The organism is Aminipila butyrica (genome assembly GCF_010669305.1).
In the GTDB taxonomy this organism is placed as follows: Bacteria; Bacillota; Clostridia; order Peptostreptococcales; family Anaerovoracaceae; genus Aminipila; species Aminipila butyrica.
The window spans coordinates 946,439-972,157 of sequence record NZ_CP048649.1; the positions used below are offsets into that span (position 1 = coordinate 946,439).

General features: G+C 40.8%; 20 protein-coding genes and 1 CRISPR repeat array (1 of these 21 running past the window's edge). Of the genes, 18 read left to right on the forward strand and 2 right to left on the reverse strand.

Translation table 11 applies throughout. From position 1 onward, the window contains the following. Nucleotides 1-136: 136 nt before the first annotated feature. A complete protein-coding gene (locus Ami103574_RS04735) occupies nucleotides 137-2,176 on the forward strand; it encodes a sigma 54-interacting transcriptional regulator (RefSeq protein WP_163065533.1) in 2,040 nt (679 codons plus the stop codon). On the opposite strand, the gene Ami103574_RS04740 is transcribed toward Ami103574_RS04735, so the two are convergent. Then, nucleotides 2,163-3,644 carry a serine hydrolase gene (locus Ami103574_RS04740; RefSeq protein ID WP_163065534.1) on the reverse strand — a complete coding sequence of 494 codons (1,482 nt, stop codon included), beginning with the start codon at nucleotides 3,642-3,644 and terminating at the stop codon, nucleotides 2,163-2,165. The genes Ami103574_RS04735 and Ami103574_RS04740 overlap by 14 nt on opposite strands. Before the next feature lie 353 nt (nucleotides 3,645-3,997). On the opposite strand from Ami103574_RS04740, the gene Ami103574_RS04745 reads away from it, so the two are divergent. From Ami103574_RS04745 to rhuM (Ami103574_RS16045), 9 genes are all read left to right on the forward strand, one after another. Next, on the forward strand, nucleotides 3,998-5,386 hold the full coding sequence (locus Ami103574_RS04745; protein ID WP_163065535.1) for an APC family permease: 1,389 nt from the start codon (nucleotides 3,998-4,000) through the stop codon (nucleotides 5,384-5,386). Nucleotides 5,387-5,404: 18 nt separating this feature from the next. Beyond that, entirely contained in the window at nucleotides 5,405-6,433 is a 1,029-nt protein-coding gene (locus tag Ami103574_RS04750; RefSeq protein WP_163065536.1) for a P1 family peptidase, read from the forward strand. A gap of 19 nt (nucleotides 6,434-6,452) precedes the next feature. Next, the gene (locus Ami103574_RS04755; RefSeq protein ID WP_163065537.1) at nucleotides 6,453-7,250 is read left to right on the forward strand and encodes a M55 family metallopeptidase; all 798 of its coding nucleotides are present in this window, start codon (nucleotides 6,453-6,455) and stop codon (nucleotides 7,248-7,250) included. Nucleotides 7,251-7,744: 494 nt separating this feature from the next. Then, nucleotides 7,745-8,581 (forward strand): MBL fold metallo-hydrolase, encoded by an 837-nt coding sequence (locus tag Ami103574_RS04760; RefSeq protein WP_163065538.1) that lies wholly within the window; start codon nucleotides 7,745-7,747, stop codon nucleotides 8,579-8,581. Nucleotides 8,582-8,777: 196 nt separating this feature from the next. After that, nucleotides 8,778-9,740, forward strand: coding sequence for a helix-turn-helix transcriptional regulator (locus Ami103574_RS04765; RefSeq protein ID WP_163065539.1), 963 nt, complete (start codon nucleotides 8,778-8,780; stop codon nucleotides 9,738-9,740). 107 nt (nucleotides 9,741-9,847) lie between these two features. Then, the gene (locus Ami103574_RS04770) at nucleotides 9,848-10,474 is read left to right on the forward strand and encodes a type 1 glutamine amidotransferase family protein (RefSeq protein WP_163065540.1); all 627 of its coding nucleotides are present in this window, start codon (nucleotides 9,848-9,850) and stop codon (nucleotides 10,472-10,474) included. 1,011 nt (nucleotides 10,475-11,485) lie between these two features. After that, nucleotides 11,486-12,022 carry a hypothetical protein gene (locus Ami103574_RS04780; RefSeq protein ID WP_163065541.1) on the forward strand — a complete coding sequence of 179 codons (537 nt, stop codon included), beginning with the start codon at nucleotides 11,486-11,488 and terminating at the stop codon, nucleotides 12,020-12,022. Nucleotides 12,023-12,122: 100 nt separating this feature from the next. Continuing rightward, complete coding sequence (gene rhuM / locus Ami103574_RS04785) at nucleotides 12,123-12,482, forward strand: RhuM family protein (protein ID WP_330587198.1); 360 nt, start codon at nucleotides 12,123-12,125, stop codon at nucleotides 12,480-12,482. Continuing rightward, nucleotides 12,457-12,564: a RhuM family protein gene (gene rhuM, locus Ami103574_RS16045; RefSeq protein WP_330587199.1), complete on the forward strand. Its 108-nt coding sequence runs from the start codon at nucleotides 12,457-12,459 to the stop codon at nucleotides 12,562-12,564. The genes rhuM (Ami103574_RS04785) and rhuM (Ami103574_RS16045) overlap by 26 nt, the downstream gene beginning before the upstream one ends. Nucleotides 12,565-12,758: 194 nt before the next feature. Here rhuM (Ami103574_RS16045) and Ami103574_RS04790 read toward each other — a convergent pair whose 3' ends face one another. Then, complete coding sequence (locus Ami103574_RS04790; protein ID WP_163067923.1) at nucleotides 12,759-13,949, reverse strand: IS256 family transposase; 1,191 nt, start codon at nucleotides 13,947-13,949, stop codon at nucleotides 12,759-12,761. 686 nt (nucleotides 13,950-14,635) lie between these two features. Here Ami103574_RS04790 and cas3 point away from each other — a divergent pair. From cas3 to cas2e, 8 genes are read left to right on the forward strand one after another with little or no spacing between them, the layout of a single operon-like run. After that, nucleotides 14,636-17,377, forward strand: coding sequence for a CRISPR-associated helicase Cas3' (cas3, locus tag Ami103574_RS04800; RefSeq protein ID WP_163065542.1), 2,742 nt, complete (start codon nucleotides 14,636-14,638; stop codon nucleotides 17,375-17,377). Continuing rightward, a complete protein-coding gene (locus tag Ami103574_RS04805; protein WP_163065543.1) occupies nucleotides 17,374-19,026 on the forward strand; it encodes a type I-E CRISPR-associated protein Cse1/CasA in 1,653 nt (550 codons plus the stop codon). Before cas3 ends, Ami103574_RS04805 begins: the two co-directional genes overlap by 4 nt. Beyond that, nucleotides 19,023-19,604: a type I-E CRISPR-associated protein Cse2/CasB gene (casB, locus tag Ami103574_RS04810; protein ID WP_163065544.1), complete on the forward strand. Its 582-nt coding sequence runs from the start codon at nucleotides 19,023-19,025 to the stop codon at nucleotides 19,602-19,604. The genes Ami103574_RS04805 and casB overlap by 4 nt, the downstream gene beginning before the upstream one ends. Beyond that, nucleotides 19,594-20,658 (forward strand): type I-E CRISPR-associated protein Cas7/Cse4/CasC, encoded by a 1,065-nt coding sequence (gene cas7e / locus Ami103574_RS04815; RefSeq protein WP_163065545.1) that lies wholly within the window; start codon nucleotides 19,594-19,596, stop codon nucleotides 20,656-20,658. Before casB ends, cas7e begins: the two co-directional genes overlap by 11 nt. A gap of 9 nt (nucleotides 20,659-20,667) precedes the next feature. Then, complete coding sequence (gene cas5e, locus Ami103574_RS04820) at nucleotides 20,668-21,390, forward strand: type I-E CRISPR-associated protein Cas5/CasD (RefSeq protein WP_163065546.1); 723 nt, start codon at nucleotides 20,668-20,670, stop codon at nucleotides 21,388-21,390. Continuing rightward, nucleotides 21,390-22,028, forward strand: coding sequence for a type I-E CRISPR-associated protein Cas6/Cse3/CasE (gene cas6e, locus Ami103574_RS04825; RefSeq protein ID WP_163065547.1), 639 nt, complete (start codon nucleotides 21,390-21,392; stop codon nucleotides 22,026-22,028). Before cas5e ends, cas6e begins: the two co-directional genes overlap by 1 nt. Next, nucleotides 22,029-22,964 (forward strand): type I-E CRISPR-associated endonuclease Cas1e, encoded by a 936-nt coding sequence (cas1e, locus tag Ami103574_RS04830; RefSeq protein WP_163065548.1) that lies wholly within the window; start codon nucleotides 22,029-22,031, stop codon nucleotides 22,962-22,964. A gap of 15 nt (nucleotides 22,965-22,979) precedes the next feature. Further along, on the forward strand, nucleotides 22,980-23,861 hold the full coding sequence (gene cas2e, locus Ami103574_RS04835) for a type I-E CRISPR-associated endoribonuclease Cas2e (protein ID WP_163065549.1): 882 nt from the start codon (nucleotides 22,980-22,982) through the stop codon (nucleotides 23,859-23,861). Nucleotides 23,862-23,903: 42 nt separating this feature from the next. After that, nucleotides 23,904-25,719: direct repeats of the CRISPR family, unit length 28 nt; unit sequence GTGGTCCCCGCGCAGGCGGGGGTGTTCC (it continues 347 nt past the right edge of the window).

Below are 25,719 nucleotides of genomic sequence, written 5' to 3' on the forward strand. Positions count from 1 at the left end.
GGCTGAGCAGTACAAACTCAGCTGCTTTTTTGTATATAGAAAACCTTTATCTCATTTTAACCAATTTAGTTGTATTATTTTTTCTTGCATTGTATAGTTTAATTGAATGGAGAATATTGTTTGGGAGGTCATGTCAATGAAAAAGATTGCACTTATCTATAAAAATAGAGAAAATCAAGGAGTTATTACTTATTTGGAAAATGCCCTGTATCACATATTTGAAGGGTATATAGAAATTAAAAGCTATTTTATCAGTGAATTGTTACCCAATGAACAAATTGAAGCAGATGCATATCTCATGGTTTATGAGGATATGATTTATCAGCTTAAAAATCATATATCAAATTTTTATAAATTGATACTGCTTGGAAGAAGTATAAGAAAAGAATTTCTGCACGCCATGCTGGAAATTCCTAAAGATACGGAAGTGTTCGTTGTAAATGATACCTATGAAACGACCATACAGACCACGTATACACTTTATGAACTCGGTATTAGCCATTTAAATCTAATTCCATACGATAAGGAATCGGCAGCAAGTGGAAAGTACAATGGGATAGAGTATGCTATTACACCTAATGAGGAGAGTCTGGTACCTAAAACAGTTAAGAAAATAGTAAATATAGGGTATCGAGAAATAAGCTTTGATACATTGTTGAAATTAATGAGAAAGCTTGACCTGGAAAATGATGTGGTAAATCGAAATCTGATCAGGCATTTACACACAATCGTCGAACCGAATACTGATTATCATGATAACTATTATAATAGTTATCTGAAAGGGAAATTGTTAAATCGTGTAGTGGATAATTCTTTAGAAGTTATCGTTATGCTGAATGAAAACCTAGAGGTGGTTTATTTTAATGAGAAAGCGAATGCAATATTTGAAACAAATGTGAATGCTCCCTTTGAATATATAGATGTAGAACTTATCCGGGGTGAGGATTTAAAAAATTATCCATTAGTTCTCGCAGATGAAAACTATATATTCGAAAAAACTACCATAAAGCTGATGGATGAGACCATAGGCTATTTATTAAATTTACAAAGTGAAAAGATATTACATGATATAGAGATCAATTTAAAAAATTATAACACGAAAAAGGGATTGATTGCGAAACATACTTTTCAGGATATTATTTTTAAGTCTGATTCCATGGCAGAATGTATTGACATGGCAAAGCAAGTAGCGAAAACAGATTATACAATATTGATAAGAGGAGAATCTGGAACCGGAAAGGAATTGATGGCCCAGTCTATACACAATTATTCTAATAGGAGTAATGCACCTTTTGTTGCCGTAAATTGTGCAGCAATACCAGAGACTCTTCTCGAAAGTGAACTGTTTGGCTATGAAGGAGGTTCTTTTACGGGAGCACAAAAAAACGGAAAGCTTGGGTTTTTTGAAAAAGCACATACGGGAACTTTGTTTTTAGATGAGATAGGGGATATTTCAGCTAATCTTCAAACAAGACTGCTGCGAGCCATTCAGGAAAAGCAGATTATGCGAATTGGCAGTGAAAAGGTAATTGATGTGGATATTAGAATTATTGCTGCTACCAATTCAAAATTAGAAGAAGCGGTGCAAAAGGGAAAATTCCGTGCAGATTTATTTTATAGATTAAACGTGATTCCAGTATTTTTAAAACCCATAAGTCAGAGAAAAGATGATATTTTATCTCTGTTGAAATTTTTTCTCGGGAAAGCATATAGTAATGTTACTGAGAGTGAGAAAAAATTGCTGGTAGAGTATCAATGGCCTGGGAACATCAGGCAGCTTCAGAGTGCCAGCCTGTACTATAAAACACTTGGGAAATTCCCTGAATATTTGTATGAAATAAAAAGCAGAACAGCCGCTGATTCTTTCGAACCAGCAGGTTCTGCCAAGGAAAGGAATTCTGATGGTGAAAGGACACCTGTTGACGTAAATGCTGTTTTTCAAAAGGTTTTAAAAGAAATCTACAATGCTACCCAGGCTTATCATGGGATTGGACGCAGTGCAATGATTGGAAACCTGAATCTTCAGGGTATTAAAATCAGTGACGGCAAACTGCGGACAATATTGTCTGATCTGGAAGAGCAGGGCTTTATATCTATAAAGCGGGGCCGCTGCGGGGCACAGATTACGGAAAAAGGTATCCAATATATCAAACAAGTGCAAACTAATCTTTCTTAAGAAATACAATATCATCAATCAGGGGCTCAAAACGGATTCTTAAGCCAATGCTTTTATGCTCCTTATCGCAAATAAAGGTGAGCGGGATGGACAGCGTCAATATATCTTCTTTTACGTTATCTACTCGGAAATTACCGGTCCAATAAGGTGCGGCAGGCAAAAACATGTCTCGATATTTCATATATAACTTGTCACCCTTGGATACTATTGTTAAAAAACCATATCCGGGATTGTAGTATGTGCCTTCATACGAGTAAACCTTATAGGCTGTCATAAGCTGATGTGACGGCATTTCATTCGGGATGGCATCTGGATAAATGGAATGAAAGATGTCGATGTGGCAATCTTTATAGTCCTCCGCTGTAGGTTTCCTGTCATCTCTGAATTTCCAGGTCCAGTCAACCGAAGGAAGATCCAGCAGAGAGTCAATGAGAGTATAAAGAATCGTATGCATGATAGCAACGGTAGGTGAATGAAGATTCATCATAAGTGAGATTCCAATATCATCGTCTGGCATGAAGGCTTGTATGGAAGTATATCCTTCGATTTTGCCCGTGTGCTTACAAATTAATTTTTCTCTGTATTTACCGGTTTTCCACCCCATGGCATATCCGTCTGAGGGATATAATTTCGCATCGGGTCCTATATCATCTGAAAAGTCTACCTGCCGGGTGATCATGACTTGGAAGATATTTTCCGGAATCAATTGAGTCCCGTCCTCCGTTCGGCCTTTATTGATCAAGAAAGCCAGCCATTTGCACATATCTATTGCCGTACAGTTAACTGATGCTGCGGGGGCGACTACATCTACATTCCAGACGGGAAGCTTAGTAAGTTTGCCGTTTAATACCTGGTATGGATAAGCAAAATTGTCAGAATCGGTCATGTCCTTTGCCTGACAATTGGCCGAGGTCATACCTAATGGATCAAACAAATAATTTTGCATCAGACTGGTCCATGATTGTCCGGTTACGGCTTCTGCAATATAGCCGATTACAGCATAGATGATGTTGCTGTATTGTGGCCTGCTTCTGAACGGAGCACTGGGTTGAAGATATGGAAAAACCTGAGAGAATTCTTTTAATGTTTTTGGGACGGGCCATATGGCATCATGGCCGCCGAGTCCTGTTCTGTGGCACAGCATGTCCCTAAGGGTCATGCCGCCAGCCGCTTCTTCATCCATCATTGCAAAGCCAGGAATGTAGTTTGTGACGGGAATATCATAGTCCAGTTTTCCGGAAGCTATCAACATGGCAATTATTGCAGAGGTCATGGATTTTGAACAGGAGGCTACACCAAAAAGTGTAGTATCCATTACCTCCAGTTGGTTTTCTTTGTCTCTCCATCCAAAGGATTTCGTATAAGGTTCATGACCTTTTTTTACAATACTCAAAGATAATCCTGGCACATTCCAGAAATCCATTTCGCGTTGAATAAGCAGTTCGTTGATCGTAGTCCTGTTGTTCATATTGATTAGTACCTCCTAATTGATAATAATTAATATAAAGTAGTGCAATTATTATACCAACAAAAAGGCGGGACGGCAAAAGAGAAGGCATACATCAGCTTGAATTTAGAATACTCTGTCATTGAATGAAATGATAGGGAGTTCATCCCCCAGTGAGAGAATCAAAACATTACTCCAGCATCACATATAGTATAATATAAATAGTGTAAAATTGGATTAAATAGGATTTTTAAGTTTTTTTTGTATGTAAGACTTGCAAATTCTGCTTTTTTTCAATACTTATAAGTTGGCACTATTTTTGCAATATCTTAATATATAGTCACAGACTACAATAATATTAAGGAGGAAAAATTATGAGTTCAAAAAGTAAGTTGGATGCAACAGCCAATGAAGTTGGATTTAAAAAGGAAATCGGCCTCTTCGGCGGTGTGAGCATCATTGGCGGAATCATGATTGGTTCAGGAATTTTTTATTTAGGCTCATACGTATTGGAGCGAACTCACATGAGCATGGGATTAGCCCTGCTATGCTGGATTGTTGGAGGTATCGTATCTTTGCTTGGAGGATTGTGCTTTGCAGAATTAGGAGCATCTAGTCCAAAATCCGGGGGTATGGTTGTTTATTTGGACGAAGCCTATCACCCAGTTGTAGGGTATATGTTTGGTTTTACAAGCTGGCTGCTAAGCGGTGCAGGCTCCATCGCCGCTTTGGCTATTGCATTGCCAACTGCCTTGAGAGGTTATTTGGATTTATCCGATGTTTCAATCAAAATAATCGCTGTGGCACTCATTCTTTTACTAACAGGTTATAATTCATTAGGAATAAAACAGGGAACTATTTTGCAGAATGTGTCAATGGTGGCAAAATTAATTCCTATCATCATTATTATTGGTGCAGCTATTTTTCTGGGGCAGCAGCATCCTGACCTGACTCTGTTGCCTGCTGACGGAACAGAGGCCAGCTTTAGTGCAATCATTGGTATGATTGCTTTTGCGACAGTAGCTACTTTATGGGCATATGAAGGCTGGACTAACTTGAATTCTCTTGCAGAAGAGATGAAGGACCCGGCTAAAAACTTACCCAGAGCATTACTGATTGGTATCGGTGCTATCACCATTATCTATACTTTGTTCAACTTCGCAATTTATAAAGTCCTTCCGCATACTGAAATCGTCAGCATGATTGGAGACGGAAATCTCTACCTTGGGACAGAAGTAGCAAAACGTGTATTTGGTGGCATCGGTGGAGGCCTGGTACTTGCAACCATGCTGATTGCTATGTTCAGTTCTTTAAACGGAATGATTATTACATTCCCGCGTAACTACTATGCTATGGCAAAAGAAGGGCATTTCTTCAAGAGCTATGGAGAACTACATCCTAAGTACAAGGTTCCTACAACCGCTTTAATTGGTCAGGCAGTTATCTCAATAGTATTAGTCCTTTTAAGAAATCTAGATCAGCTGACGTCTTTGGTAGTATTTGCAGGAATGCTGTTTAACGTACTTTGCGTAGTAGCAGTTATTGTTTACAGAAAGAGATACCCGAATTTACCTCGTCCATATAAGGCTTGGGGATATCCGGTTACTGTTATTATTTCCACGCTTTTGTTCTTCGGCTTGATGTTAAATACCTTGATGGAAGATACGTTTACCGCTTTAATTGGTTTAGTAGTACCGGCTTCAGGAGCAGTGGTTTACTTTATATTTGATAAGAAAATAAAAGCAGATAAAAATAGAGCATAAATATAAGGAGGCGAAAAAATGGGTTTACCTAAAGATTGTGAATTAAGCATTCGCTGTAGATTTAAAAAAGGTGAAAAAAATCTCATTACAGATGTGCCTGGTGTAAAAGTAGGGCATGTAACTTTGATCGATCAAGAGAAAGATATTCATACAGGAGTTACAGCGATTTTACCCCATACGGAAAACCTTTTTAGAAATAAGGTATTAGCAGCAACTTCTGTAATAAATGGATTCGGCAAAAGTACCGGTTTGGTTCAGATCGATGAATTGGGAAATATTGAGACACCGATTATCATGACCAATACTTTTGGCGTCGGAACGGCCTTAAATGCAGTAACAAAATATATGCTGAAGGATAATGAGGATATCGGAAGGTCTACAGGCACGGTAAACTGTGTTGTTACGGAATGTAACGACGGAGAATTAAATGACATCAGGGGAATGCATGTTATGGAAGAGGATGTATTACAGGCTATTGAAAATTGTGGTGACATATTTAAAGAAGGAGTCGTAGGCTCTGGCAGCGGCATGATTTGCATGGGCATCAAAGGAGGAATAGGATCTGCTTCCAGAATCGTATCTTGCGATGGCAAGGATTATACGATTGGAGCGATTCTGATGTCCAACTTCGGGATGTCTGGTAATCTAATGATAGATGGCAGGAGAATTGATACAGAGCATACAGTGCCGAGAAGCAAAGCTGAAAAAGGATCGGTTATTATCATTATAGCAACAGATATACCGCTCAATGAGAGGCAGTTGAAGCGGGTGGCAAAACGAGCTACTGTGGCTCTGAGCAGGACTGGATCCTTTCTCGGAAATGGCAGTGGAGACATTGCAATCGCATTTTCCAATACCAATATAATGCCGCATTACAGCGATAAAAATATTATTGACACTAAAATGTTCCACGATGATGCTATAGACAAAGTATTCGAAGCAACTGCAGAGACTGTGGAAGAAGCGGTGATCAGTTCGATTTATCATGCAGAGACTGTAAAGGGCATCAGAGGTAAGGAAGTATTTGCTTTAAAAGAATTTTTATAGCATGGATGAAAGGATAAAGATGAAAGTATTTATCAGTGCCGATATAGAAGGGGTGACTGGTGTTACCAGTTGGTGTGAAACGAGATATGGTGGCCAAGGATATGAAGCAGCATGCAGCCAAATGACACTGGAGGTGGCAGCAGCATGCAGAGCCGCCATGAAACTGGGATGCGAAGTGGTCGTTAAGGATGGACATGAAGATGCTTTAAATATTCATATGACACAATTACCGAAGGGTGTACAATTAATCCGGGGCTGGATGACCTCTCCGGCATCTATGATGGGTGGCTTGGATGAAAGCTTTGCCGCCGCAGTTTACATTGGATACCATTCTCCTGAAGGAAGCGATTCCAGCTCGTTAGCGCATACCATTGAACATGATTTATTCAACTGGATAAAAATCAATGGAGAGTTAGCTTCGGAGTTTTTATTGAATGCGCTTTGGGCAACTGCTCATGGGGTTCCCTCTATTTTTATTTCAGGAGATGATGGCATGTGTCGGCTTGCAAAAAAAAGCCATCCCGAAATCTTCACCGTAGCTACAAAGACGGGAATTGGTAATGCTGCATGGAATATTCATCCGGAAGAGGCTATAGAAAAAATTGAAGAGGGTGTGGAAAAAGCATTAGAAGCTGGAATGGGATTAATGCCGATTGAAAAAGAATACAATGTGGTTATTAATTTCAAAGAGCATCAAAATGCCAGAAGAGCATCGTGGTATCCGGGAGCAAAACAAACGGACAGCAATACGGTGGAATATACAGCAGGAACACCTTGGCAACTAAGAGTTGCACTCATGTTCATGACAGAAATATAGCCACGATTTGTTCATTTGATCCGAAAAAAACCAAAGAAATGATTTGACGTACTAAAACATTTGACTGGCAGAGCTTACTGAAATTCAGCAGGCTCTGCTTTGTTGTATATATAAAACCACGCATTGGATGAAGTTGTCAAATGTAAGAAGAAATTTCATATCCATATTTTTTGTAAGTAGTTCGTGGTTTTGGCTTGTATGCCTCTGCCCTTTGAGCTATATTATTAAGAGTAAGCTTATTATGAAGGGTGTCGATATCATCTAATGGTATCATTCTAGCCAAAAGATTTGAGAACCTTGAAGTGACGAAAAAGATGACCAAATGTGATGCTGGCAAGAAATAAACTTTTAAAATATGCGGAAATATAAATGACATAATTTAGAAAGAAGATGAGACATATTGAATAAGAAAACAATTCAAAAGATGCATCCTACAAAAAGAGCAATCTCTGCATAATTACTGATTCTAAATATTATGTAGAGGAGATTTAATAATGAATGAAATAAATAATGTAACAAGAAGATTAGATAGTCCCGTTCTTACAAAGCAGACCATTATTGACATGGAAGATATGCCACTTTTTACACATGCACTTATTTTTGATGATTTGTTAATTGTCACTCAAAAAGAAACGAATTGCTTTGTGCTGAAATCATCTAAAGGGCTTATTGTAATAGACGCAATTTGGCCATCCGTTAAGACCTATGAAGCAATTATTGGTGCTATTAAAGAAGTCGGATGGAATCCGGATTCGTTATATAAACTTATACTTACACATGGACATGTAGATCATACCGGCTGCGGTAAATGGCTTGTGAATAACCACAATGTGAAGACTTATATGTCAAGAATCGACGATATTTACTGGCGTGAGCATCCAACCAAACCTGATCGACCAGAAACATGGAAAAATTATAATATTGACGTTTACCTGAATGATAAAGATATCATTTTGTGCGGTAACAAAAAAATTTTTGTATACAGCACACCGGGACATACCCCTGGGTGTTTAAGTTTTATTTTCCCGGTCAAAGATAATGACATACACCACATGGCGGCTCTTTTTGGTGGTGCCACTCCACCACGTACTAAACCAGATATTCAGACATATCTGCATTCACTAGATTATTTTATGAAAGAAGCTGATGAAAAAAATGTTGATGTTGCTCTTAGCAACCATACCGCGATTGATAATGGTTTGTTACGAATTGCTTATTCTAAGGTAAGGTATTCGTATATGCCGAATATTTATATTGTTGGATATGAAGGGTTTGAAAAATATTCTCAAGTATTTAAAACATTAAGTAATAATATGCTTGGCGACCTTTAATAGTTATAATGACAAATTCCAATTTGTCCAATTCTAAATATCCAAGATCAAGTTGGTATTGTAAGAATCGGATTTTTAAAAATAAAAGTTTGATAAATATATACTTGCCGAAGGAAGCACCAGATTCCCACGACATCATTATTGTCCATTAAGGCATGTGTTAGGATTGAGCTTCATAAAAGAAGGGGTTCACGTTATGGCTAAAAACGATAATATGCTGGCAATTCTGTGGATGCTGAATTCAGGCGTAAAAATGACTGCAAAACAAATATCCCAAAAATTAGAAATAAATATAAGGACAGTTTATAGGCATATTGATGCACTATGTGCCAGTGGAGTGCCTATAATATCCGACCCAGGTCATAATGGCGGGTATCTCCTGCTGAATAATTTTATCAGAGCACCTCTGCTATTTGATATGGAAGAAAAAAAGGCACTCCTTCATGCTGCTGTTTTTGCAAAAGAAGCTGGATACCCTTTGAGTGAGGCATTAGGCAATGCGACATCAAAGTTGAAAATGTATTCGAATCAGGAACAGGAAAGTATACTCAACCATCATTTAGCCGGATTTGAAGTTATAAACCGCATGGTAAACCCTTCCATTCAGCCGATATTGGCGGAATTGGAGCAGGCTGTAGAAAAGGAATTCTCTGTAGAAATTGATTATCGCACAAGCCGTGAAGAGCAACCAAAGAATAGGATGATAGACCCCTATGGAATGGTTTACTGGAACAACAAATGGTATACTGTTGCATTTTGCCACCTAAGGAATGAAATACGAAGCTTTCGGGTAGATCGGATTTTACTAATCAAGTGTACTCAAATAATATTTAAGCGTCCCGAAGCTTTTTCGACCCGTGAATTTTTTATGAAAAATCTGTTACCTGATTTAGTGGGTAAGGAGGGGTTAATTTCTTTAATTATCGAAGGCAGGTCAGAGGCGTTGGATGAACTATGCATGCATTGGTTTTTAGGGTATCATCTGAAAGAGCGAACATCTAATCAAGCCATCTTTTTATTTGAGGAAAAATCAATTCATATTTATGTCCCTTATTTTCTCCTATCCTATGGTAAATCCATTCAAATAATCGAACCACAGAGTTTGAAAGAAAGACTTGTCGCTATTGCATCGGAGTTAATGGAATATTATCAACTTTAACAGCTTCACTGACAGCAGATGTCAGTGAAGTTGTTTTATAATGAGGATAGTCACTGATTACCGATGGTCGGTATTCCTTGATGAATAAAATAAGGAGAAATTGCAAAATGAATAATACAGTATATCTTTATGTGTTTGACACAATGTCAGACTGGGAAATAGGTTACTTAACTGCCGAGCTGAACTCGGGAAGATATTATAAAAAGGGACTTGACCCATCAAAAATAGTGACTGTTGGAATTGAAAGGACGCCTGTAACAACAATGGGTGGATTGAAAATACTGCCTGACATCAAACTGGATGAGTGCAGTATTGAAAGCACAGATGCATTGATTTTACCCGGTGGAGATACATGGACAGAAACAATTCACCAGCCCATCTTAAAAATTGTTGAGAGGTGTTTAAAGGAAGGTATATTAGTTGCAGCAATTTGTGGTGCTACAATGGGACTTGCCCAGACAGGATTGCTGAATTCACGTTGGCATACAAGCAATGATCTGGAATACCTTAAAATGATCTGTCCCACTTACACGGGCGAAAAGTATTACAAAATGGAGTCTGCTGTAACTGATGGAAAACTGATCACTGCATCTGGAATAGCTCCGTTGGAATTTTCTGTACACGTCTTGAAAGCGCTGGGTGTGTTTTCTTCAAAAACATTAGATGCTTGGTATAGTCTTAATAAGACTCATGAATCCAAATATTTCTATGAGTTGATGAATTTAATCCAATGAAGTTTACATCTATTACCCCATTTATAACAGTGAAGAATCCTTCTGAAGCAATAGAGTTCTATAAAACTATTTTCAATGCAAGGGTTAAGGTATTACTGAATATCCTGATGGAATTGGCAATAATTGTTCGTGCGGAAATCAGGTATTTGAAAATGCGGTAGCAAGAGGAGCAAAAGTAAGAGAAACGGTTGCAAGCTTTGTTTCAGGTGATCGATTTGGAAGTATATTGGATCCTTTTGGAGTAATATGGTCTATTATGACTAAGATTGAGGATTTATCAGAAGAAGAAAGTAGTCGTAGGGTTGCTGAATGGGCCAAAAGCTTTAGTGGAGAATAAATGCAATAAATGTTTTAATAAAAAGTGTTAAAAGTGACAATTTGCTGAAATGATGTAATAGAAATGCTAGTGCCAAATAGTTGGCGGAAATAGAAACTTCAAAATTTTGAGGTTGAAAAAGCGATCTTTTGAAAATATAACCCTGCCGCCAAGGGGCTACCAGCTTCATGCGGCATCATTATCACCGCTACAAGGCACGTGGAGACGGTTGTATTGATGTCAAGGATTGAGAAATAACAGTATAAAAGGGATTGATATAAAGAGATTTCTGTGACTTTGAACTCATTATTCAACCTGAGTTCAAAGTCACGGATTCTTTTATTGTAAGAACATATCTAAAACCATAAAAACACAAGGTTGTGTGGACATTATAATTACAGATGTATAAAAACTTTGACTACAGTGATCGAGATTAAAAAAGTGAACGTTTGAAGGCGATGAGTTACGATGGGGGAAAGTTATATAAAACCATTCTTAAAGATGGGGACCATCTCGTAAGATCAAAAGAAAATGAAGGAATAGTTCATGGTGTAAGCCAAGATAAAAATGATAAGACAACTGATATCGCTGAATGATAAGAGATTGAGATAAAAGAATCCGATTATAATTATCGGGAAAAATATTATGAATCCAAACAAGTTGAGATTACCCGAGAGCAACAGGAATTAGTACAGATGATTGGTGAAGTGATAGTTGCCGGTATTCTACATGGTGCTGGAAAACTTAATGAGCATTTTGTTCAGCCATGGTGGAAAAATAACGCTAAACCGTGGATTAAAGAAAAATATTCTGATATAAAATTTCTGATTTCTGGGAGAACTAAGTTTGAACAAATACAGAAAAAGAATAAACATGTTGAAACCAAGAGTTCATCATTGCTTGATGCAGAAACAGACCAGAAAATTGATACAATGCTTGATCAAGCCTTTGATAGTTTATATTTTGATATGAGTTCTGAAGAGGCAAAGCAACCTATGATGAACCTAATATATTATATATTAGGAGTTACTTACGAGATAAAAGTATTGAGTAATACTAGGATTGCTAATCAATTTGAAGATGAAAAACTACGTATAGAAAATCAAGTAAAAGTAGAAAGGTTTCTTGTACAAAAAGTTGCCAATAATATTAATAGTCTATTATCGCATGAAACTTTGCTTCTTGATGTTAGCACTTCAAAGCAAATTTTCAGCCTTTTAGGTGGGGGATAGAGATAAATGGAGATTATGCATTTGCAGAAGGTAAATAAGTGATATTGAACAATTGCAAATTTTGTAGTGGTTCAAAGCAATGATAAATTGGAGGGACACCATGCAAAAAAAGAAAAATGAAATAACTATTCATAGTTCGGCTGCAGAATATCTTACCTATATTGCAACGGTCGGAGACAATGCAGACAGCATAGATATGCGTTATGAAGATGAAAATATTTGGCTGACACAGAAAATGGTGGCTGTGTTGTATGATGTAAGTCTTCCAACAGTTAATGAACATATTAAGAAAATATATGATGACGGTGAGCTGACAGAGGAGGCAACTATTCGGAAATTCCGAATAGTTCAAACCGAAGGTTCAAGGCAAGTGAATCGAGAGGTTATTCACTATAACCTCCAGATGATTATTTCCGTTGGCTTTAAAGTTAATAATGACCGGTGCTGTTCGTTTCCGTAAGTGGTCAGGACAAATAGTCAAGGATTATACCATCCAGGGCTGGTCAATGGACAAGGAACGACTGAAAAAAGGTCGGGTGTGAATAATCTTTAGTGTAAATGGAATAATCATCCATTTTTTTAGTGATAATATATTGCAGCATAAATCAGGAAATGCTGAGGATCAACCCAACTCTTGCGGTGGATTATATGGCAAAGCGGTAGACTTAAGTCTGCCACTCGCAGGTAATCCTACTGGGGATAAAGCTCAGAAGTTTGGGACAGGATCTTCAAGCCTTTAGGCAGTAAGCCTGTCTGCAAAGAAAATCATGATCTGGCTGTATGCCATTGCCCAATCCCTTGACGGCATAGTCCATTTCTTTGTAATTTCTCTGACCGAAAGGTATACTACTTTTCGAATTGAATCATCGGTTGGGAAGATTGATTTTGTCTTGGTAAATTTACGCACCATCCTGTGATATGCTTCTACTGCATTTGTTGTATAGATCAGATGACGGATTTGCTGGGGGTAGTTAAAAAAAGTCGTAAGTTCGGCCCAGTTTGTATCCCAAGACCGCAGGATGGATGGATACTTCTTATCCCATTTTTCCCTGAATTCCTCTTTAGCATACTCTGCATCATCAAGATTTACCGCTCCATAGAGTTTCTTCAGATCTGTGCAGATTTCTTTTCGATCTTTGTACTGCACAAATTTTGTTGAGTTGCGAATTTGATGGACAATACATAGCTGCTGCTTGGTATTTGGAAACACTGCGTTGATTGCCTCTCCAAGACCCTTAAGGTTATCATGGCAAGCAATGAAGATGTCTGAAACACCTCGTTTTCTAAGGTCAGAGCAGATTGATGCATAAAAGCTTGCACTCTCGTTTTCACTAATCCAAATGCCCAACAGATCCTTTTGACCGTTCATGTCGATACCCAGCACCGAATAGACGCATTTATTAATAATCTGATTGTCCTTACGGCTCTTGAACACAATTCCGTCAAAGTAGATGATCGGGTAAATAGACTCTAACGGGCGGTTCTGCCACTCATTCACCTCTGGCAGGATTTTATCTGTTATCTTGGAAATCAAGGTCTGTGGAATCTCAGCCCCGTAAATCTCCCGCAGGCTGTCCTCTATATCCTGCTGGCTCATCCCTTTGGAATACATTGCCATAATTTTCTGCTCTATTTCATCTGTCCGGGTCTGCCTTTTTTCAAGAATCTTCGGTTCAAATTCACCGTTTCTATCTCGGGGCACAGCAATTTCACTCTCACCATAATCGCTGATGATGGTTTTGCGGTTGTAGCCGTTTCGGCTGTTACCGGAGTTGTTTCCTTCAATACTGTTTTTCTCATAACCCAGATGCGCGTCCATCTCAGATTCCAGCATCTGCTCAATTGCGCCGGCGAACAGTCTTTTCAACTTCGACTGAATATCACCCGTGCTGTGGCAGTCCTGCATCAGCACACTAACCAGTTCCATTTCCTTGTCCGTGAGAATATTTTTCGACTGTTTCATTTCATAACCTCCGTTTTCTTATTATGGAGATTATTTACATTTACACGGATTAATATTCAGTCTCAAAAGGTCATATGTTTACAGATGAATATTTTGAACGTCAGTTGCAGAATCTCCGTGAAATTCGCTTTTCTGAGCGATAAAGTGTCTATTCAGAGATACCTTCTTCTTTGGATATTTTACTAATTGATTCATTTGTTGACGGCAGCATTCTCTGGTTGATTCTTTGCCCTCAATGTATGGTGAAGTAATCCTTAAGCTGCAAAACGATAGATTGTAGTAATATCAATAGTTTAATCCATTGAGTGTGTAGAGGCCATTCAATGGATTTTTATGTTACTATAGAGAACTGCTGAAGACAATAAAGCAAGTGATCAAGATGACTCTAAATGAAAGAAGATGTGGGGGTAAAAAATACAAAATGATTTCATTAAAAGGTCAAGGAGATTTATATTTATCGGTTGTTTATAATTCTAAATATCCTGCTTGAATTTTAAGAAAAATCAGACGAAATATGTTGAAAAATTTTACAGCTATGGTAAAATTGTTTTGTAAAATGTTTAAAAAAAAGGAAAAATGATGTAAGCGATCGCAAGTTTTTTGATTCGGAAGCAAAAAGATTCAATTTAATTATCTCGGAGGAAAACCGGATGCAGATGAAAACAAATTTATGGGGTAAGAAAAAAGAGAAAGACGGACAATACTACTGGCTCCCACTGGAACAGCATTTACTAGATACATCGAATCTTATGATTCAATTATGGAATCATTGGCTTAGTAAGGGTCAAAGAAAATTTATTTTGGAATCCATTTCTGCTTTGGAGGAGGACGCTGGCATAAGCTTGGCAGCTTTTGTCGGTTTGACTCATGATTTGGCCAAAGCGACTCCCAGCTTTTCTTTGAGACCATCCGGGAACAATCAATCCACCGACTTGGACAAAATACTGACAGAAAGGCTGATTAGAGCAGGTTTTACTGAACTGGGAAATTGGCGGACCGAATCTTCCTCAAAATCCCCTCATGCGCTGGCAAGTCAGGTTTTATTGAATTCTTATGGCGTTCGTGCAGATATTGCATCGATTATCGGCGGACATCATGGAAGGCCGGTAGATGATAAAAAGGAAATTAGGCAGCAACTGGAGGCTTACACGGCTAACTACTATCAATATGACCATGATGGTGAATGTACGGAGAAGTGGAAACAGGTGCAGCGTAAATTGTTTGAGTGGGCACTGGAGGAGGCGGGATATGAGAGCGTTGACGCACTTCCAAAGGTGGAGCAGCCTGCACAAGCCCTCCTTCAAGGGCTTCTTATTATGGCGGATTGGATTGCCAGCAATGAGGAGTATTTCCCTTTGTTTCCCATAGACAAAGAGGAAGAGGAAGCTCAAGAAGAACGTTTGGAATATGGATGGGCGCGTTGGAGTAAAACCTACCCCTGGAATCCGGATTATTTTGGTGATATGGAGGAGCAATACAGCAAAAGGTTTCAATTTCACCCAAGAGAGATCCAACAGGCGTTTTTTAAAGCTATTGATGAAGCAGAGAATCCAGGAATTATCGTTCTTGAAGCACCGATGGGAGTTGGGAAAACAGAAGCGGCTCTCTTGGGTGTTGAGCAAATGGCAGAAAAAGCAAATTGCTCTGGCATGTTTTTCGGCTTGCCAACGCAGGCGACCTCCGATGGCATTTTCCTGAGGATTGAAGAGTGGATTGAAAAAATTGCCAGCGAAACAGGGGATGACAAGTCCATTCAGCTTATGCATGGGAAAGCACAGTTTAATGAGGCATTTCAAAATTTAAAAAATGCAGAGAATATTAATGTGGAAGATCGCCAGGGCAGTGTTGTTATAAATGAATGGTTTACAGGAAGAAAAACGGCCATATTAGATGATTTTGTTGTGGGCACTGTAGATCAGCTGCTATTGGCAGGATTAAAGCAGAAACACTTGGCACTCAGGCATTTAGGATTATCGAAAAAAGTTATCGTAATTGATGAAGTGCATGCCTACGATGCTTATATGAGCGCATTTCTTTATCGGGTTGTGGAGTGGCTTGGTGCATACCGAATACCAGTCATCATCCTTTCTGCGACACTACCGGCAGTAAGGCGAAAAGAATTAGTAGAGACGTATTGCCAGGGTATGGGGGTAAAGCGGCGAAACATACAGGCTGATTATTCCGACTGGAAAACAACAGAAGCATATCCGCTGATTACATACACAGATGGGGACAAGGTCAGCCAACTGCGGGATTTCCAAGTGGAAAACATAAAAGAAGTGAAAGTGGCATTGATTGATGAGGATGATTTCCTAACAACCATTGAAAGGGTTCTTTCAAACGGAGGAATTGCTGGTATTATTGTCAATACAGTGAAACGGGCACAAGATCTGGCTGAGAAGTTAGCGTGTGTATTTGGAAAAGAAAATATTAATGTGCTGCATTCCAGCTTTCTGGCTCCTCACAGACGGGAAAAGGAAAAGCAGCTATTAAATGAGATAGGGAAAAATGCTAACCGCCCCAAACTGCGAATTGTCATCGGAACACAAGTCTTGGAACAGTCGCTGGACATCGACGTGGATATACTCTTCACCGATATCGCTCCAATCGACCTATTATTTCAGCGAATTGGACGGTTGCATCGGCATATGGAAACGAAAAGACCAGAAGGCCTAAAGGAGCCAGTTGTATATGTGATGGGCATACGGGGAATGGCAGAATTTGAGGCAGGCACGAGAACGATATATGGAGATTATTTACTGATGCGCACCCAATTACTCCTACCAGAGAAGTTGATGCTTCCTGGGAACATATCCAGACTAGTTCAGAATGTCTATTCAGAGGAAGAATTAGATATCCCTCAGTCAATCAGAGAAAAATATGAGGAAGCGAAAGTAGAAAACGAGTTGAAAATAGAGCGAAAGAAACATCATGCAGAGGCATTTCGTCTTGAAAAGCCTTATGAGCCAGATGAAAATAGCTTAATTGGCTGGTTAAAGAACAACCCGCCAAGTGATTCGGAAGAGGCGGGATTGGCGGCAGTTCGAGATGGTGCTGACTCTATTGAGGTCATCCTGGTCAAGAGAAAAGAACATGAATTGTATCTATTGGATGAAACCACGAACATCAATGGTGAGCTAACCGCTGCTCTTGCAAAGAAGATATCCCAGCAGACCATTCGGCTGCCCCATATATTTTCCTATAAAACCGATGCCCTGATTAAGGAGTTAGAGGGGCGCAATCAAGCGGAACTTTTTCACTGGCAAAGTGAGCCGTGGTTAAAAGGAAGTCTGGGAATTGTTCTGGATGAAGATAATAGGGCCATGCTAATGGGATATAAGCTCTATTATGATAAACAATATGGATTGATCTATGGAAGGGAGGAAGAATGAGTCAATTTAATTTACTGGATGAAAAATGGTTAATGGTTATGACAGGCGAGAAAGGAGAAAACGAGGAAGTATCACTAAAGGAATTATTCGAGCATGCTCATGAGTATACCCAGCTTGCCGGAGAAACGCCGACACAGAATTTTGCAGTTTTACGGCTGCTGCTAGCCGTGTTACATACGGTTTTTACCAGATTTACGGCAACAGAAGAATTCTATGAATGGGTTGCTGTGGATGCAGACACCTTTCAAATCAAAGAAGAAATCGATAAAGACGATATAAAGGACTATAAAAAGGATTTATATGAGACGTGGAAAACCCTTTGGGAAAAAGGGAAATTCCCAGATGTTGTGAATGAATATTTGGAAAAATATCGTCATCGCTTTTATTTACTAGATGAGATATATCCCTTTTTCCAATTTCCGGAGATTGGAGAACCCGATTATCCGTATAGTGCAACGGACAATAGTATCAACAAATTAAATGGCAGGATTCTAGAAGGGGATCCGAGAAAACCCAGGCTTTTTATGAGCCAGTATCAAACCGGATTAGCGTATTCCGCTGCGGCTAGATGGCTGTTATATACCAATGGTTACGCCCCTTCAAAGTCGGGAAATCCAGGCAAGAAGAAGAAGAGAGAATCTACCGGGGTAGCCTATTTAGGAAAGTTGGGGGGCATTTATGCCAGCGGAAAGAATCTTTTTGAAACCCTATTACTGAATCTGAATCTTCCCGAGAATGCTTGTGTACAAAAGCCAATATGGGAAGTAGAACCTGAAATTAATCATTTTCGGACCATACCAAATAATCTGGCGCAGCTCTTTACTTATCCCAGCAGGCAACTGCTTTTAAAGGCAAATGAGGAAAATCAGATTATTGAGTACAGGTTGGATCTGGCGGTCAGCAATTTTGAATATGAGCCGAGCTTAATGATAGAGCCGTTTACCTTCTGGCGGTATGATACTAAACTGGACGTTGGAAAATGGCACGTAAAAGAGGCATATGTGCCGAAACGACATGACCCAGACAAGTATTTCTGGCAGGAAATGCAGACATTTTCGGCCATAGAGGAAAAGGGGCGCAAGCCAGGAATTATTGATTGGCTAACTGTATTGCAAGGAGATGAGATGGTAACGGGGTTGATAACCCTAAATGCAGTAGCGGAAAATTATATTCAAAAAGACGGGGTTGTGGACCGACAAGTATACGATCAAATTTCTGAAAATATTGGACTACTGGACAAGCAGGAAAATGGCTGGCTGACTTGTATTGCAGAGGAGATAAAAAATACAGAGCGAGTCATTAGAAACACAGTGATTCGTTTTGCCAGAGATATTGATAAAATACGGAATTTGCAAAATAGCGCTACGGAACAAAAAACAAAAACTCAGATATTCTTTTCTGTAGACCACCATTTTCGCAAGTGGTTAATCCTTATTTCTCCCCAGGATGAGAAAAAAGACCGCACCCTGGAATGGAAATCCATATTGCGAGACGAAATTTCCAGGCAAGGAGACGAATTAATACAGGGAGCAGGAAACAGAGATTATCTCGGATATTACACAGATAACAATAGTAAATTGGAAAATATAGAGACGGCGTACATTCGATTCAGAGCAAATTTAAGAAAAGAATTGGGGGTGAAGGAATGAGCAAAGAGTTATATCAAGTAACGGCAAGAATTATTTTTAAGTTAGGGACGAGGCTGGAACTATCGGAGACAAAAGCCATCTTATCCCGGCTAAGGAATTCTATAGGTCGAGATGTTTCAGAAACAGTTTCCATTTGGCCGCTGGTGTTTGAAGAAGTGCCGCTGGAATATTTGAGTACAAGCGGAACGCCTACCTATCAGGAAAATGCCATATTAGCCGCTTTACAGCTGTATGCATTACATCAGCAGGGAAGAAGTGAATCGGTGCATGAATCACCAGGAAATAGTGTTGGAAAAGCCTTACATAATATCCGGGATTTAAATAATACAGCATTAGATAGAAGGTTCAATGCATTGATTACTTCTGGTAATTTTAAAGAACTGACCACACATTTACGACATCTTATCAGCATACTTAAACAAGAAAAAGGTACCAAAATCGATTATGCAAAGTTAGCAGAGGATTTCTATTGGTATCAGATGTCACCGGAATCTGCCAATCGCATGCGTATGCGTTGGGGACAAGATTATTATTTCTATCAAGAAAAAGAGAAAGAAGGAGAAAAAGATGCAGAATAATATTTATGTTGATTTACACGTACTTCAAACCGTTCCCCCAAGCAATATGAACCGAGATGATACAGGCAGTCCTAAAACGGCTCAATATGGAGGGGTTACACGAGCTCGTGTATCTTCCCAAAGCTGGAAAAAGGCGATGAGAGATTATTTTAAAGAGCATGAAGATAAAGAAACGTTAGGTATTAGAACCAAGAAAATTGTCCAGTCCCTTGCAAAGGTGATTATGGAGAAAGAGCCATCCATGGATGAGAAGAGTGCGCTTAATCTTGCAGAAGCGATTTTTAATAAAGCCAAGATTTCTACAAAGGATCAGGAAGCCAAAGCCCTTTTTTTCCTGGGGGGCAAACAGCGGGAAAAGCTTGCTGCTTATGGCTTGGAACACGCAGACGATTTGCAGACAAAAGAACTTCAAAGCATCTTAAATGCAAATCAAAGCATTGATGTGGCGTTGTTCGGACGGATGGCGGCAGAGGCACCAGAATTGAACGTAGACGCAAGCTCACAAGTTGCCCATGCCATATCAACACATGGAATTACACCAGAATTTGATTTTTTCACAGCAGTCGATGATTTAACGTCCGATGATCAGGCGGGGGCAGGGATGCTGGGAACAGTGGAATATAATTCGTCTACTTTATACCGGTATGCCAATGTAGCAGTACATGAATTGTGTTTTCAGTTGGGCGATAACAAAGAGGCGGTAATGGAGGCATTAAAACTTTTTGTGAAAGGGTTTGTGCTATCCTTACCAACAGGAAAAATCAATACCTTTGCCAATCAGACCCTTCCCAATGCATTAATTGTTTCCATTCGCTCGGACCGCCCGGTAAATCTGGTCAGTGCATTTGAGAATCCGGTTAAATCCCGGGATGGAGATGGATATGTAGCGGAATCTGTTTTCAGGTTGAAAGCAGAATTTGAAAAAATCAATCGTTTTGCGGAGCCGCCTATTGCAACGTTTACAGTAGGCGACGTAGAGGGCTTAGGAGAAGATAAAGAGAGTTTGAATGAGCTTTTGGAGAAATTTGGAGAAACTATAGATCAGCTGCTATAGGTGAGGTTCATGATGAAAACAATTGTATTAAAATTTTCAGGTCCGCTGCAATCTTGGGGAATTGGTTCTCATTTTGAAACCAGGGATACGGCAAGATATCCTACAAAAAGCGCAGTTATGGGGCTAATTGGCGGGGCCTTGGGATATCGTCGAGATGAAACGGAAAAACTCCAAGGACTCAATGAATTGTCCTTTGGAGTCCGCATTGAACAAAGAGGTACCTTGCTAAAAGACTTTCATATTGCAAAATCTGCAAATCAGAGCTATGTGACAAACCGATATTACTTGCAAGATGCTGTTTTTCTGGCCATGATTTCGCATAAAGATTCAAGTTGGCTGGATACGGTGGCAAAAGCACTGGTCCATCCGGTGTTTCCTCTTTACATGGGAAGACGCAGCGTTCCCGTGGATGGGGAATTCTTTCAAGGGATGGTAGAAAATGATTTATTATCCGCCATTAAAACGCACCATTGGCAGGCAAGTGAATGGTATCAGAAAAGACTTTTACAAAAAAACAAATTGGACAGGGTTATGTTAGATGCTTATGTAGATGCGTATTTACTAGAGGATTCTTCACCATCCATGTTTCAACGGGACCGAGTGGAGTCCTTTGATTTGACCAATCGGAAGCATGGGTTTAGGCCAGTAAAGTCTCTGCAAGTCGAAATTCAAATTGCAGAAATAAGCAAAGACACAGAACATGACGCCTTTCAAGGAATAGGAGGGGTGTGATGTACTATATTTCGCGAGTACAAATTGATACAGAAAACCGAAGAAAGATTTCGGAGCTAACGCATTTAGGTGCATACCACAACTGGGTGGAGAAAAGTTTTCCCGAAGAATTTACTGCTGGGGAAAGAAGCCGTAAATTATGGAGAATCGATCAACTGAAGGGACGAAGCTATCTGTTGATTGTTAGCCAAGGTAAGCCAGATCTGACACAATTAGAAAGCTATGGAGTTTCTGGCACGGGGCAATGTAAAACCTATGAGCCATTTTTACAAAGCTTGACCGATGGTCAAAAAATGTCCTTTCGATTAACGGCAAATCCGGTAAGAGCGGTTAAGCAGGAAAGTCAAAGAGGAAAGGTTTACCCGCATATTACGGCAGCACAGCAGTTGGAATATCTCGAAAAACGTGCAGAGCGACTAGGCTTTTCATTAATAAATAATGACTATCAGATTGTACAAAGAGATTTTCCAATATTGAAGAAAAAAGGCGGAAAAAGCATGAAGTTAGCTAGAGCGATTTATGAAGGCAGCCTGCTTATTGAAGATGCTGAGATTTTTAAGAAAATCTTAACGGAGGGCGTGGGAAAAGAGAAAGCCTACGGGTTTGGCATGATGACCGTAGTCCCACGAGGAAGATAGATGGATGGAATATCAGGAATCAAAAAACCAGAGCTACAAGCGCTTCCACGTGTCAGTGATAGAATAACATTTTTATACATAGAGCATGCAAATATTAGCAGACAAGATGGTGCTATAACGGTGACAGACAGTCGGGGCATTATGCGTGTTCCGGCTGCCATAGTCGGCGTATTGCTGCTTGGACCGGGGACAGATGTCACACACAGGGCCATGGAGTTGATTGGAGATACAGGGACAAGTGTTGTGTGGACTGGAGAACGAGGGGTTAGGCATTATGCACATGGCCGGGCTTTGTCACACAATACCAAATTGTTGATAAAGCAAGCAGAATTAGTCTCTAATGTCAGGTCTAGGGTAGCGGTCGCACGGAAAATGTATCAAATGCGTTTTGAAAATGAAGATGTTTCAAATCTGACTATGCAGCAGCTTCGAGGCCGAGAAGGTGCCAGAGTAAGAAATATTTACCGGAAGGAATCAAAAGCAACAGGCGTTCCTTGGACCGGCAGAGAATATAATCCAGATGATTTTGCCAGTGGAACGCCAATTAATCAAGCCCTATCAGCGGCTCATACCGCGTTATATGGCTTGGTGTACAGCGTGATTGTGGCACTTGGCTTATCACCTGGATTAGGATTTGTTCACACCGGACACGATTTATCTTTTGTTTATGATATTGCAGATTTATATAAAGCGGAGGTTACCATACCGATTGCTTTTAATATTGCAGCAAAAGCAGATGTGGAGAATATTGGCAGAGGAACACGTCTGGCCGTACGGGATGCTTTTGTAGACGGCAAGATTATGGGTAGAATAACGAGGGATCTTTACAATCTCATGGGCGAGGGAGAAGAAGAAGTGATGGCTGATTTAATTAATCTTTGGGATGATAAAGAAGGCCTGGTGGAGCACGGTGTTTCGTATGAAGAGTTTTCATAAAAGGGGGCCGGAGATATGCCTATGACGGTTGTCACCTTGACAAATGTACCGAGTTCCTTAAGAGGGGACTTGACGAAATGGCTGCAAGAAATATCTACAGGTGTTTATGTAGGAAATATCAATGCACGAATTCGAGAAGAGTTGTGGAAACGAATCCTTGATAACATCAAACAGGGACAGGCCACCTTGTCATATGCTAAACGTGGTGAAATAGGTTATGATTTCATGGTACATAACACAAAGCGAGAAGTTATTTATTGTGATGGAATACCTCTGGTTTTTCTGCCAAAAGAAGTAAGTTCTACGCCAATGCAGCAGCTGGGATTCAGTAATGCCGCCAAACATGAAAAGATAAAAAGGGCCAGGCAACACAGAAAAAGCGTAAGCGAAAATGAGAGCGAGCGTTATGTGGTTATCGACGTAGAAACAACGGGTATTAATCCAGAGAAAGATCAGATTATTGAGATTGCTGCCATAAAAATGGAAGGCAGTGAGATGATTGTTTTCCAAAAGTTAATAAAGATTGAAAACGGACTTCAAAAAGAAATAGCTGAACTAACAGGAATTACAGATGGAATGCTTGCCAATGATGGGAAGGATATTGCTGTCGTTTTGGACGAATTTCTTGACTTTGTGGGAAATGCAATTCTAGTAGGGTACAATGTGAAATTTGATATCAGTTTTCTGAATGCTGAACTAAAAAAGAGTGGACATGCGGCATTAATGAATAAAAGCATATGTCTTTTACAAGAAGCAAAAAGGAAACAGAAACTGCTACGAGATTATAAGTTGAGTACGGTTTTAAAGAAATATGATATAAGTACAGAAGGTTTACATCGGGCTTATGTAGATGCCAAGGCGGAGTATGAATTAGCGATGAAACTAAATATTTTTTAATAATGTAGGATTGAGAAATGGCTGGAATTCAAGGATTTTTAAGTGGTCCCCGCGCAGGCGGGGGTGTTCCCGGCGGAGACTAATCTTATCAGTGATGGACAAGGTGGTCCCCGCGCAGGCGGGGGTGTTCCTCTGAATAAAAGAATTTCATCTGCATTGTTTGTGTGGTCCCCGCGCAGGCGGGGGTGTTCCTTAGAGGTCATGTTTGATGTTGATGGGAGTGAAGTGGTCCCCGCGCAGGCGGGGGTGTTCCTGCGAGGGTCTATGGCGATGCGGAGGTCTATGGGTGGTCCCCGCGCAGGCGGGGGTGTTCCGACAACCGCATAACTCTTATCAACCTAAGAAATGTGGTCCCCGCGCAGGCGGGGGTGTTCCTGAACGTGACCCGTATGGTCTGATTCTTTTGCAGTGGTCCCCGCGCAGGCGGGGGTGTTCCCAACAGCTCATTGATGCCAGAAAAGAGCAAGAAGTGGTCCCCGCGCAGGCGGGGGTGTTCCCAGGTTGCTGACACAAATAATAAGTTCATAGATGTGGTCCCCGCGCAGGCGGGGGTGTTCCTGCTATCTCCTTTTTCACAGTTTGCTAAAGCCTGTGGTCCCCGCGCAGGCGGGGGTGTTCCTAACAATTGCCATATCTTCGTGGGTATCGATCAGTGGTCCCCGCGCAGGCGGGGGTGTTCCCGGGGGCACAATTTGCGCTTCCATATGGATTTAGTGGTCCCCGCGCAGGCGGGGGTGTTCCTTACCTTGATGGGAGATTTCGTCTTTGCTGGCTGTGGTCCCCGCGCAGGCGGGAGTGTTCCTGCACCGTATCGGTATAAGATATTGTTAAGGAGGTGGTCCCCGCGCAGGCGGGGGTGTTCCCAGTTCCCCAGCTTCTTTGTAGAAGTCCGCATTGTGGTCCCCGCGCAGGCGGGGGTGTTCCTGTGTTAGTAGTAAGAGCGGTAGGCAACACCAAGTGGTCCCCGCGCAGGCGGGGGTGTTCCTATCTTTAGAGACAAAACGATGCATATCTGTAGGTGGTCCCCGCGCAGGCGGGGGTGTTCCTATAAATCAACCTCACTTAACACCGTTTCCGAAGTGGTCCCCGCGCAGGCGGGGGTGTTCCCTATCAGTTTTCCAATTACCAACTATGTAGCTTGTGGTCCCCGCGCAGGCGGGGGTGTTCCTACAAAACTCCCCAAACTGAAAATCCCGTATTAGTGGTCCCCGCGCAGGCGGGGGTGTTCCCCCCGCTGGCTCGAACTTTAGGGCTTTTGTAAAGTGGTCCCCGCGCAGGCGGGGGTGATCCTCCAGGAACGCTTTTACCTCCTTTGAAAGCGCAGTGTTCCCCGCGTAGGCGGGGGTGATCCTTTAGGGAGCACAAAATATAACAACTTGGCAGTGTGTTCCCCGCGTAGGCGGGGGTGATCCCCATGAAAAAGATTGACGGGGCTGCTAATACCGGTGTTCCCCGCGTAGGCGGGGGTGATCCTGCTGCAATTACTACTAAAACTAAAATGCCTAGGTGTTCCCCGCGCAGGCGGGGGTGATCCCGATGTGATGATGGATTCTTTCATGCTCATACTATGGTCCCCGCGTAGGCGGGGGTGTTCCTACCCCAACCATCGCAACCAGCTTTTCCGGCTCGTGTTCCCCGCGTAGGCGGGGGTGATCCTATCAATCAAAAGTGGTACAGCCTATGCACGGCGTGGTCCTCGCGCAGGCGGGGGTGTTCCCAACGCGATAGACCGCATTGCGTCTGAGATTGCGTATTCCCCGCACAGGCGGGGGTGTTCCTATTCCAGGCCAGCTCAGAATGGACGGCACGGCGTATTCCCCGCGTAGGCGGGGGTGTTCCTTCCGCGTACTTGAGTTGG